The 11693-nt window shown below is 45.0% G+C and carries 11 protein-coding genes, 1 tRNA gene and 1 riboswitch; of the genes, 3 read left to right on the top strand and 9 right to left on the bottom strand.

The annotated features are described in order from the left end of the window. Positions 1-35: 35 nt before the first annotated feature. The 6 genes from TTER_RS07235 to rpmH all read right to left on the bottom strand — a co-directional run bounded on the left by TTER_RS07235 (position 36) and on the right by rpmH (position 3477). The gene (locus TTER_RS07235; protein WP_012875365.1) at positions 36-893 is read right to left on the bottom strand and encodes a PfkB family carbohydrate kinase; all 858 of its coding nucleotides are present in this window, start codon (positions 891-893) and stop codon (positions 36-38) included. Then, positions 868-1623 (bottom strand): RNA-binding cell elongation regulator Jag/EloR, encoded by a 756-nt coding sequence (gene jag / locus TTER_RS07230; protein ID WP_012875364.1) that lies wholly within the window; start codon positions 1621-1623, stop codon positions 868-870. Before jag ends, TTER_RS07235 begins: the two co-directional genes overlap by 26 nt. 27 nt (positions 1624-1650) lie before the next feature. Beyond that, on the bottom strand, positions 1651-2679 hold the full coding sequence (locus TTER_RS14740) for a YidC/Oxa1 family membrane protein insertase (protein ID WP_012875363.1): 1029 nt from the start codon (positions 2677-2679) through the stop codon (positions 1651-1653). A 77-nt stretch (positions 2680-2756) separates the two neighbouring features. Continuing rightward, on the bottom strand, positions 2757-2969 hold the full coding sequence (yidD, locus tag TTER_RS15355; RefSeq protein WP_174259464.1) for a membrane protein insertion efficiency factor YidD: 213 nt from the start codon (positions 2967-2969) through the stop codon (positions 2757-2759). Between the two features lie 5 nt (positions 2970-2974). Beyond that, a complete protein-coding gene (rnpA, locus tag TTER_RS16375) occupies positions 2975-3310 on the bottom strand; it encodes a ribonuclease P protein component (protein ID WP_169302644.1) in 336 nt (111 codons plus the stop codon). An 8-nt stretch (positions 3311-3318) separates the two neighbouring features. Then, entirely contained in the window at positions 3319-3477 is a 159-nt protein-coding gene (gene rpmH / locus TTER_RS15350) for a 50S ribosomal protein L34 (protein WP_083768837.1), read from the bottom strand. A 138-nt stretch (positions 3478-3615) separates the two neighbouring features. Continuing rightward, positions 3616-3738: riboswitch (cobalamin riboswitch) on the top strand. A 149-nt stretch (positions 3739-3887) separates the two neighbouring features. On the opposite strand from rpmH, the gene TTER_RS07215 reads away from it, so the two are divergent. Genes TTER_RS07215 through TTER_RS07205 form a run of 3 tightly spaced genes read left to right on the top strand, consistent with a single transcriptional unit; the run spans position 3888 to position 6957 of the window. Next, positions 3888-5027: a helical backbone metal receptor gene (locus TTER_RS07215; RefSeq protein ID WP_012875362.1), complete on the top strand. Its 1140-nt coding sequence runs from the start codon at positions 3888-3890 to the stop codon at positions 5025-5027. A gap of 5 nt (positions 5028-5032) precedes the next feature. Next, the gene (locus tag TTER_RS07210) at positions 5033-6121 is read left to right on the top strand and encodes a FecCD family ABC transporter permease (RefSeq protein ID WP_083768835.1); all 1089 of its coding nucleotides are present in this window, start codon (positions 5033-5035) and stop codon (positions 6119-6121) included. Then, a complete protein-coding gene (locus TTER_RS07205; RefSeq protein ID WP_012875360.1) occupies positions 6118-6957 on the top strand; it encodes an ABC transporter ATP-binding protein in 840 nt (279 codons plus the stop codon). Before TTER_RS07210 ends, TTER_RS07205 begins: the two co-directional genes overlap by 4 nt. A 38-nt stretch (positions 6958-6995) precedes the next feature. Here the strand turns inward: TTER_RS07205 and TTER_RS07200 are convergent. The 3 genes from TTER_RS07200 to TTER_RS07190 all read right to left on the bottom strand — a co-directional run bounded on the left by TTER_RS07200 (position 6996) and on the right by TTER_RS07190 (position 11690). Next, positions 6996-7069 (bottom strand) — tRNA-Gln (locus TTER_RS07200). A gap of 50 nt (positions 7070-7119) precedes the next feature. Continuing rightward, positions 7120-10665 carry a chromosome segregation protein SMC gene (gene smc / locus TTER_RS07195; RefSeq protein ID WP_012875359.1) on the bottom strand — a complete coding sequence of 1182 codons (3546 nt, stop codon included), beginning with the start codon at positions 10663-10665 and terminating at the stop codon, positions 7120-7122. Continuing rightward, entirely contained in the window at positions 10662-11690 is a 1029-nt protein-coding gene (locus TTER_RS07190; protein WP_012875358.1) for a molybdopterin-binding domain-containing protein, read from the bottom strand. The genes smc and TTER_RS07190 overlap by 4 nt, the downstream gene beginning before the upstream one ends. Positions 11691-11693 lie beyond the last annotated feature (3 nt).

Raw genomic sequence — 11693 nt, 5'->3', positions numbered from 1 at the left:
TTATTTGGTGAGACCTTGGCAGATTACTCACTAGTTTATTCTGTTAGTATGTAACAGGCTTCAGCAATTCTTTTTTCGATCTTTTCCCTAGTAGGTATACCGGTAGGTCCTACAGCTTCGATCGCAAAGGAAGCTGCCGCATTTGCAAAAGTGGCAGCGTGCTCTATACTGCCTGTACGGTATAGCTCTATAAGGAATGACGCGGCGAACACGTCACCGGCTCCAGTAGCATCCACTACATTGCAACGAAATGCAGGGAATGACCTCTCCTGTCCTTGGTGAAATACTGTTGCTCCTCTATCGCTTCTTGTAACTACGACTGTGGGAACAGTATTGAGGTACATGTCTAAATCGGACTCATCCACTAGATCGTCCTCGCTGAGAATAGCGACCTGCACGTGCTTTAGAAGCCTATCAGCTTCCTTCCAGTGGATTGGGAATACCTTATGGTCTTCTCCCCATCCGCGCATCATTCCCTGAGGGGTTATACCTACCAGGGCATGAGGAAAAGCATCGAATAAGTCGCTTTCCAGCTCTCTAGCGACAGGTCCAAGTAGTATCACTGGAGCTCGTCTCCAATTGGACGGAACATCATCAATCGATATTGGAAGTGCCCTGGCTAGTAGCCTCTGTTGTCTCTTATTTCCCACGTAAATATTTTCGAATGTAGTGGAGTATTGGCTAGGTATAACCTTGACCTCAGCTCCAGACAGAGCTCCATTTACATCAATATCATTGTCGCAGCTAGTTACTACAGCGGTACGAACACCTAACTTTATACCAACAATTCCCGCATAGGTAGCTGTACCACCTATAACATAGCCCTCTTCTAGTATGTCCTTGGTTACGTGTCCAAGTATTAGGAAATCAGGCCTTTCTTCTGTTGCCGGCATTAGGTCTCCTAGGATTGGGATAAACAACTACGTGCCTCGCGTCCCCTTCTCCGGAGCTTTCAGATCTCACTCTATTATCTCGGGAAAGAGTTAGGTGAATAATTCTTCTCTCTCTAGGGGGCATAGGTTCGAAGCTGTAAGGTTGCCTTGTTCTGACGACGCGTGCAGCTGCCCTCTTGGCCATTTCTCTGAGGACTGCTTCTCTTCTCTTTCTGTATCCTGCTACATCAAGTAGTAAGTTTGGCCAGTAACCTACCTTCTTCTGGACTATGTGATTCAGCACAAACTGGACATCATCTAGGTTATCTCCCTTTCTACCAATGAGTATCCCTAGATCCTCTCCCTCTACTTCGAGAACTACTGGAGACTCGGCTTGGTCTGGCCTTAAACTCCTTTGGTTGATTTTGCAACTTGCAATCAGATTTAGGTGATGCAGAATGTCGCTCATGACTTCCTGCCCGAGATTGGCAACAGTCTCTCTTTCATCAGGTGTAAGCAGGTGTTTAATCTTCTCAGCTTCTTGATCTTCTGGCAGCTCGGAAGTGCTGCTCTTGACGCTAACTGATACGAGAGCTTCGTCCGTTATAAAGCCGTGCTCGTCAGGTTCGTTTGGATATCTTAGGACTTTTATATCTACTTCATCTCTTGACTTGCCTAGCTGTTCCAAGGCAAGCTGTATTGCATCCTCCACAGAAGTAGCCGAGATCTCGACTTTCTCAGGCCTCTCCAATTTTCCAGATTACCTCCACACCCTTATTTATCTTCTCTTTTTTTTCTTCGATTCAAGCTTTTTGGCTTTATTTGACTGTTGTGGCTTAGAAGGTGCATCTAGTGCAGCCAGAGCACTACTGCCTGAAGTACCAGGTGCCCCAGGCAGCCCCCAAGCATCATCAGTGAATCTTATCCCACTGTGAAATTCGGCTTCCTGAATGATCTCTTCGTTGGCACTGCGATTAGTGCTACCGCTAGAGGCATTTGAAGCCGCTGCTGTTTGAGCCTGTAACTTTTGCTGCTGTTGCTGCATCTCGAGAGCTTTTTCCTGCATTCTTTGCATGAAACTTTTTCTAGCTGGTTGCCCCTCCTTAGGCTTGATAGGTTCCAGAGGAGGGAACTTCTTTCTAGGCAGGAAGGGGAACATATCCACTAGTGAGCCCCAACCGGTTACGAAGTACTGTTGTACAGCACTGAACAAGCTTGATACGAACCAGTAGAGTACAGCACCTGCTGCTATGTTCCACCCTATGAATATAACCATTAGAGGCATTATCTGCATCATGGAGTTCATGCTGCGCTGTTGAGGATCTATTATTTGATCTTTGGGCTGCATAGCCATCCTGGTTTGCAGCCACTGTGCCAGCGCAGCAAGGAAAGGTAAGACATGATCAGGCCTAGCCAGGTTATCTATCCAAAGCAGTCCTCCAACGTTACTACCAGTGCTGAGGTGTATTATTGCTCTCCACAGGGCAAGGAATATTGGGAATTGTATTAGCAGAGGCAAGCACCCACTCATAGGGTTGATGCCATACTGTTGATACAAAGCCATAGTCTCTGCACTTATAGCAGCCCTATCCTTGCCATGCTTCTTGTAAATTTGCTTGATTAGCGGAGCAATCTGCTGTTGCTTTCTGGAGTTTCTGAGTGATGGTAGGGATAGGGGTAGGAGTATAAGCTTGATGAGAATAGTGAACAGAATTATGGCTAGAGCGGTGCTTCCAGTAAGTCCTTGGAAGAACAATAATCCATCAGTTATCAGCTGTATTAGTGCATTCCAACCAGGTATATGCAAAACTAACTACTCCTTCTAAATAGCTGTTCTAAGGAGAAATTCCTCTTATAAATTATAGTCATAGGTGTAAATCACGATCATGGAACGGGATCGAACCCACCTTTTGACCAAGGGTGACATCTCAAGACCCTTCTGATGGTCAACCATCCTCCCTTGAAGATACCATATTTTTCGATAGCTTCATACCCATATTGTGAGCAGCTGGGGTAGAAACGGCATGACGGAGGGAGGGCTTTTGATATAGTAAGTTGATAGAATCTTATAGCACCTAACGCGGTGAACTTAAGAATTTCTCCTACGAGATAGGCAGCCCTAGATCCGAAAGCTGCTGGGCTAATTTGCTTTTTAGTTCTTGGAAATCCATAGTTAGACATTCTGGTCCCGCTATAGCTATAACTAGGCAGGGCTTGCTACCAAATTTATATGTCTGCCTGAACGCTTCCCTGAGCCTGCGTTTCGCTCTATTCCTTTTTGCTACCGACCCTATAGATTTGGCAGCTGCAAACCCAAACTTCTCTGACTCGCCTTCAAATAGCACGCAAATAGTAGCAAAACTACTACGGCTGCATCGACCTCTAGTTCTAACCTCTTTCCAGTCTTTTGATGAGGTAAGCCGATGCAGCCTATCCAAGGTGGATCTTATTTCCAGGTCTTGCTATCGCTTGCTGTAAGGCGCCAGCGACCCTTCCTGCGGCGAGCAGCTATCACTGCCCTCCCCCCGAGAGTCTTCATCCTGGCCCTGAATCCGTGCTCTCTTAAGCGAACTCTCTTCTTAGGTTGATAGGTTCTTTTGGGCACAGTCAAATACCCCTTCAATCAATAGTGATCTTACTAGGACGGGGAATTATACACTATAGGAGGTTTTTTGTTCAATTGTTGTCTGTAGATGGTCTCTAAAGCATTGACATTCGTCTTTAGATATGGGCATAATTATGCCCGCAAAAACTAAATAAAGGCAGTGAGGTGACAGGGGAAGTCCGGTTAGAGACCGGCGCTGTGCCGCAACGGTAAGCAGTCTAACTGCTGAGCCCGAATACCTGCCCTCACGGTGTCAGCAGGCAACCCTTCGAGCAAAGGGCGCCGCTGGGAGATTTGTAATCTAACAGATTGTGCGCCTTGCTGCCAAATAGGGAGCAAGGCTTTTTTGTTAGTTTTACGCCAGCTAGGCGCCCAAACTTTGAATAAATAAAAATTTTCTGGAGGTAGAAGTGGTTAGGCGTCTAGCATTTCTGATTACGATCCTTACTTCTTTAGCCTTGCTGGTAGTCTCCTGTGGACAACAGAACGTTTCCTCAACTCCAACTCCTTTGGCTTCTGCTGCACCAACCTCTCCTGTACCTTCCGTTGCTGAAACTCCACAAAGTCCTCAGGAGGTTACTCCGGTTACATCTCCTTCTCCGACAGTTACACCTCAAAATACGGTCACGGCTTCTCCCACACCAGCAGCTACGGAAGTACCTGTCAGTGGTTCCTCAGAGAACGGGTATCCTGTCACCTATACAGATGCTACTGGCCACAAAGTAACTCTGAAATCTCAGCCTCGTAGAATAGTTTCGCTATTTCCCTCAAATAATGAGACGGTCTTTGCTATCGGTGCAGGTGATCAGGTTATAGCTGTGGATCAGTTTACTAATTACCCCAAGGAGGCTGCCGAGAAGCCTAAGATAAAAGGCACATACCAGAAATTCAATATAGAACAGATAGTTTCTCTAAAACCTGATCTAGTGCTAAGTAGCCTAGGAGCTGAGCAGATAATAGATAAGCCCCTAAGGGATGCTGGTATAACGGTAATCAATACTGGGTATCCCGGTACCATAGACCAGGTGGTAAAGCACATCCGAGGTTTAGGGAGGATTACAGGTCACACTGAGGAGGCGGATAAACTTGCCTCTCAGCTGGAAAGTACTGTCAAACAGGTGGAATCTAAGACTAGCAAACTGCCAAAAGTTAGGGTCTATTTTGAATCAGACGTGAGTACTCCAGGTAAGCCCTATACCTATGGTGCTGGATCTTTGGTTGACCAAATGATAACCATCGCTGGAGGGCGAAACATATTTGGTAACGTTAAGAATCCCTTCCCACAGGTGAGTTATGAGTCTATAGTGAGACGTAATCCTCAGGTAATAATCCTAGGGGATGTCAAGGGCTTTGTAGGTCCTGACTTCCTCAACCCGACCACAGTTGAAGAGGTGAAGAGCAGGGAAGGATTCAGCACTATCGAAGCCGTAAAGAAAAATAGAGTGGTGCCTGTTAACCCTGATCTTTATACAACACCGGGCCCGAGGTTGACTCAAGCTATCAAGCAGCTTGCCGCTATTATTCATCCAGAGGTATTTGGCGAAAGATAGGTTTAATGATGAGCAGTCAAGTCCAAGCCACCAGCTCTGAGATTAGAAAGAGTTACCACTGGCTCAGAGCTGGTGGTGTCATATCCTTTCTTGTTATCTTAGCCTTTACATCTATTATCTTGGCGTCAGCTATTGGTTCGGCCTACATTTCACCGCTTCAGGAAATTAGGATGATAGCCCATGCCCTAGGATTACCTGTTGCGGTCACTTGGTCTGAGAGCGATAGCGCTATTTTATTCCAACTTAGGATGCCCCGGGTGGTAGCAGCTTTTCTTGTAGGGTGTGGGTTGTCTTCAGCAGGACTTGTTATGCAAGGGGTGTTCCGAAATCCATTGGCTGACCCTTATATCTTGGGATCATCCTCAGGAGCTGGACTAGGAGCCGTACTTGCAATGGCACTTGCGCTAAGGTGGAATTTTCTTGGATTTGCGCCAGTTCCGCTTCTAGCATTTGTGGGGGCTATGCTATCTGTCGTGTTAGTGTACATAATAGCTGGAGCCTTCGGATCCGTTGATCCTACTCGGCTGATACTAGCTGGCGTAGCTGTAGGATCCTTTCTAGGGGCGATAATGAGCTTTATCATGGCATTTACCCCCTTAGTACAATCCCAGTTGAAAGCGGTATTTGTATGGCTGCTAGGAGGTGTTGGAGTATCAGGTTGGAATGAGCTAAGAGTCTTATTGCCTTTGTTCTTCATTACTATCTTAGTACTGTTTTTCATGTCTTCTGATCTTGATGCACTCACTCTTGGTGATGAAGGCGCTTCTTATCTGGGAGTTAATGTTACCTATACCCGCATTGCCCTCATAGGGTTGTCTGCTTTGCTCACTGCAAGTGCGGTATCTGTTAGTGGGCTTATAGGCTTTGTCGGATTAGTTGTGCCCCATGTCATGAGAATGGCTTTCGGTCCCAAACACGCTATGATGATTCCAGTAACCGCGTTGGCTGGTGGTTCGTTCATGGTAATCATTGATTTGCTAGCTCGTGTAGCTCTCTCTCCAAATGAAGTGCCTGTGGGGATATTAACTGCTATGATCGGAGCTCCGTTCTTCCTGTTCATGCTACGGAAGTTAGGAAAGGGATATTCATTATGAAAGCTGCTGGGCCCGCGATAGTGCTGAACAATCTGCACTTTTCATACGGGCATATGCCTGTGCTGCGAGAGATCAACTTGGATATAAGACATGGCGAGATGTTTGCTGTGCTTGGTCCAAATGGGAGTGGCAAAACAACCCTGCTTAGGGTTATCAGCGGTTTCCTGAAACCTTCTATGGGAGATGTGGTCATAGAATCTAGAAGTATAAGGGCCTATTCTAGGAAGAATCTTGCTAGGATTCTAGGTGTGTTACCACAAGAGCAGAATGTATTGCCCACTTGGAGAGTGAGGGAATTTGTGTCTCTAGGACGTATACCTTATAAGTCACGACTTGAGTTTGCATTTAGAGATGAAGATGTTCAAGCCGTTGATCGCGCTCTGGAGATGATGCAAATTGAGGACATCCAACATAGGCGTATAAGCAGCCTTAGTGAGGGACAGAAACAGCGGGTTATGATCGCTATGCTGTTAGCTCAGGAAGTCAAGATAATGCTTCTGGATGAGCCCACTGCCCATTTGGATATGAAATATAAAAACTTGGTGTTCGACGCATTATACGATATAAGAAAGAGTTTAGATATAACTGTAGTAGCCTGCTTACATGATCCTATCATTGCTGCCCTATATTTCGACCGCGTGGCTTTACTAAAAGATGGTAAAGTTTACGCTCTGGGAAGCCCAGATGATACTCTGAACCCTAGCATTCTATCAGGCGTGTATGACACTCGAATCAAGGTGGTTCAAGACGAAGAAATAGGAGTACTCCTTGCCTATGCTGTCCCGATTAGTCGGTCGGCACGGGATAATGTGAATGAGGAAGCTTGGAAAGGCTAATTATATAAATAAAGCTGGTAGCCCACCAAGCTACCAGCTGGCTGGGGGACGTGGATTCGAACCACGATTAACTGATCCAGAGTCAGTCGTCCTACCGTTAGACGATCCCCCATCGACGCCAAATAGTTTACCAAAACGATGGCTTCTTTGGCAAACCCGCAATTAGGAAGCCTTATCTGCTGCTAGATAGTCTTCCATTCTGACACTTAATACGGTACTAACACCCTGTTTATCCTGAGTTACTCCAAATATCCTGCTAGCTCTCTCGACAGTGAACCTGTTATGGGTGATGACTATAAACTGAGTGTCACTTGCTAGCTCTTCTAAGAGATCACAGAACCTCGTAACGTTACGTTCATCAAGCGCTGCATCTACCTCATCCATAACGCAGAAGGGGGCTTTACTATCTTTTATTAGTGCTAATAACAACGCGCAAGAGCATAAAGCCCTTTCTCCACCTGACAATGCCGATAATGTTGAGACTCTTTTACCTGGTAGTTGGACTTCTATTTCAACTCCTAACTTATCTTTATCATCCTTGGCTAGCTTTAGACCTGCCTTGCCACCTCCAAAGAGTCGATCAAAGTACTCGGCAAAGGTCTGTGATACTTCCTGGAATGTCTCCTGAAATGCCTGTTGCATCTCATGCTCCAGCCTGTTGATAAGATCTTCTAGGTTATGCTTAGCTTTACTGATATCCCTTAGTTGAGATTCGAGAAAATCCACCCTATCACGGACTTGGTTATATTCTTCAATGGCTAATGGATTGACCGGTCCTATTCTGGCTATCTTCTGTCTTGATTGCTCAATCTTTTTAATCAAATCTCCTAGGTCGTCACTAATTTGAATATCAGTGGAGGGAGCTTTACCTGTTTCTCTTTGACATGCATGTATAAGGTCGCTTTTTTGCCTTTCAAGATGTTCTAACAAGGTACATGCATCTTGTAGGGAGTCATTTAGAGAGCTGAGCTCATTATTTGATGAGGCTATTTGATTCGTGATTGTTATAAGGGATTCTCTTAATGACTCTATTTGGTTAGAATCCTCATCTATCTTCTCTTGCAAGCTGCTGATCTCTTTAGATACAACATCTAGCTGTTTCGTCAGGTGAGATACTTGAGGTGACAAGCATTCTATTCGCCTGTGAATGTCATCTAGCTCCGACTGCCTACTAGCTACCTCAGAATCTATTTTGGTGATCCTGGCCTTATTTTCATGTAAGTTGTGAGTTGTTTTTACAAGCTCTCTATCAAGTGTCTCTAGAGAAGAGGATAATCTGAGAAGGTTAGCCTCCATCTCAGATATGCTACTCTCATATTCTCCAAGAGCCTCCCTTTCTTGATTAATTCTGGCTTTGATATCCTTTTCTCTTTCAGTAAGCTTATGCAGCTGTTCTTTTTCCCGAGGCAGCTTGTTATTTGCTTCGTTTAGTCTTCTTTGGAGTCGCTCTATTTGTTGTTCTACCCAATCCAGTCTCTCTTTAAGCAGCTTACATTGGTCTTCTAAAGACTTCTCAGAGCCTTTTTCCCTGAGCAAGCTCTGCTCCAATTGCGATAGATCCTTGGTGAGACTGTCCTCTTCTTGTCTGAGTGTTTGTAGAATGTTGTCCAGCTTGTGTGCTTGATCTTTTACCTCTTCTAGCTTCTGGCCTATCTCTCTTGCCCTTTCGCGTGACTCTTTTAGCTCACGTCTTTTGGCTAGAATCCCTCCTTGCGCTTTAGATAAATTACCTCCAGTAACGGCACCTCCTTGTCTAACTACCTCACCTTCTAAGGTTACTATTGAGCTAATACCTCTGGAGCTAGGCAATACTTGTCTCGCTATGCCAAGATCGCGTACGACTAATATTCTTCCTAGCATGTAGGAGATTGCTCTATCTATCTGTTCTGGATAGCTTACTAATTCGCTTGCTATTCCAACCACACCATCGATATTCGGTATGTGAGAAGCCTTTAGTGGTGTTACTGTGTCTATAGGAAGGAAGGTTACTCTGCCAATTTTCTTCATCTTTAGCCATTCGATAGCTTTCTCTGCATCCTGCCAAGTTAGGGTTATGACGTTCTGTAAGCCTGTTCCAATTGCTGCTTCTATAGCTGTTTCTAGCTCTGCCGGGACCGATATGAGATTACCCACAGGCCCTAATATCCCGCCCAATACTCCGGAAGCACTTGCGCGCATAATCTCTCTTACACCGGGCTGCATATCAGCAGCGCTCTTGCTGATATCATCGAGTATCTTCTCTCTAGACTGTACTTCTCGCAGCTGTAAGGATAGATTGCTGTACCTTTGCTGGAGTTCTTGATGTTCACGTTTGGTTGTACCTATCTTTTGCTTTACATCTTTGATTTTTTCTAATAATCTTAGCCTCTCTCGTTCGGTGCCTTGTATCCTGTCTATTAGGTGTTTTCTTTTGGTTTGTATCTCTTCGCTGCGAGCTTGGATACTAAGCCTCTCGCTAGTATGGATCTCTATTTCATTCTCTAAGTTACTTATTTCCTCAGTTAGGATTTCCACTAGCCTCTTCTTAGAAGCTATCTCTCTTTGCAACTCCGATAGTTCTTGTTCGAAGCCTGCTATGGAACTTTCTATCTGTTGTTTCTTGCCTATACTGTTTCTTGAGCCTTGTTCCAGAGTTAGCAGTTCAGTTTCTACTTGTCGCTTTTGCTTGCACAAAAGTTCTATTTCAGCTTCAAGTTTGTGTATCTCGGTCAAGACTTGCAGCTTCTGGGCTTTTAGGTGCTCTATCTCGGATTCTGTTATTCTTGCTTGGGTTTCATTTTCTGTTAGGTCTTTCTGGAGATCAGCGATCTGCCTCTGTAGGGAAGCCATCAGAGCCTTGTTCTCTCTTAGGGAGGCGTTTACCCACTCAATGTGGTTTTTCCTTTTTTCAATATCCTGCTCTATAAGGCGCTTTTGCGATTCGAGTGTTGGTAAACGATCCAGTATCTGGTCACGCCTATTCTGGAGATGAACTTTTCTGTGCCTAGCTGACTCTATTTGACTCTCTAGGTCCTGAATTTGCCGGGAATAGTAGGCTTCTAATAGCTGCCTTAGCTTTTCCTCTTCGACTTCTTTTGATCGCAGGTTGTTTACTTGCTTGATAAGGCTTTTGAGACGCGGCCTGCTATCGTTCAATAAATCTTCTACTCGCCTGAGATTATCTTCTACCTCTGCAAGCCTTTTCAGAGTTTCGTCCCGTCTTTTAAAGTGGTGTGTTATATCTGCTGCCTGTTCTAGGAGCACTGTACGATGTTCGGGGCTAATCAGCAGCACTTCATCGACTGATCCCTGATTTATGAAGGTGAAAGATTCACCAATGATTGCCCCTATCTCTTGGACATCACGTAACCTTGCCTTTCTGCCGTTTATTAAGTATTCGTTCTCACCACTTCTATAGGCCCGTCTCGTTATGCTAATCTCTTCATATGGTAGAGGAATAGATTTGTCGTGATTGTCAATCGATATCTCTACTTCAGCCATGCCGGCCCTTGGTTTGCCGGGGCTGCCTGCCCAAATTACATCTTCTGATTTCTTACTCCTAAGTAGGGAATAGCTCTGTTCACCCAGAACCCATCTTATAGCCTCTAGTATATTGCTCTTGCCCGAGCCGTTGGGGCCAACTATAGCCGTTATGCCATGATCAAACTCTAGTAATGTGTGATTACTAAAGCTCTTGAATCCTTGTATTTTCAGGGAATTGATCTTCAATTTTCCGCCTGAATATCCCTATACTCTGTATACTTGGGGAACATATGGGTTACTTCCCGGGTTATAAGCCCTCCGTGTCCTAAGTTCGCGATTAGAGCGTTATCCAGTTGCTCTCCAGCAAAGAACATAGTCATTATAAGATCTAAGGCTGTTCGTTGTGAAAACATACCACACGAAGCTACACCAATGATAGGGGTATCTGCTAAGGACCCCAACCAGTAGGTGCTCCCAGGGTGTGCAGGTACCCCTCTTCTGATTATTTCCCCTCCGAGATACTCAATAGCTCTTATAGCGGGGTCTAATGGATCTAAAGAGCTTGTGCCACCAATCAAAACCAAATCACACCTGGACGCTATTATATGCTCTAGATCCTCTTTTATTCTCTCGCTAGCAGAATAGACTAGAATGGGCTCTAGAGATCCAAACCAGGCTATTTTGTTTTTGAGTACCATTTCAAACTTCTCTCTAGCTTTCAAGCCCATGGATTCTTGTACGATTACTCCTATCTGTTTGCTCTGATAGGGAGCAACATGAATTACTCCATCGTACATCTGAGATTCAGCTTCCTGGATACTTGCCTCAGATATAGCTAGAGGTGCTATCTTGGCAGATGCTACGTGCTGACCAATCTCTACGGGTGTTCTATCATGCAAGGTCCATAACAGTACACCATCTGTTTCGTTGACTCTTCGCAGACGGTCTATATCAACTCTAAGTATCCCACGAACTGTTGCTTCAATGCGTAGACTACCTTCACTGATGGGGCCTAGCTGTAGTCCTGTCCCTGCTGCTGCTCTTGCAATCCTCTCAGCAGCTGTAGATTCGTCTATGTCACCTTCCTCTAGTATGATGAGGTGTATCTTGAGATCCCCTAGATGGCTCATTATCTGTTTCTCAGAGCCATCTATTATGTGACCTTTTCTTATTAGGATCTTTTTAGGATTAGCAGGGTCAAAGATGTTATGACATATAATGCTTCCCTGATAGTTGGTTACTTGGCTAGCTGATAACTCTATGGCCCGCATTTG

The organism is Thermobaculum terrenum ATCC BAA-798, assembly GCF_000025005.1.
GTDB lineage: Bacteria > Chloroflexota > Chloroflexia > Thermobaculales > Thermobaculaceae > Thermobaculum > Thermobaculum terrenum.
The sequence above is the reverse complement of the archived record's forward strand: the minus strand, read 5'-3'. Positions and strand labels throughout refer to the sequence as shown.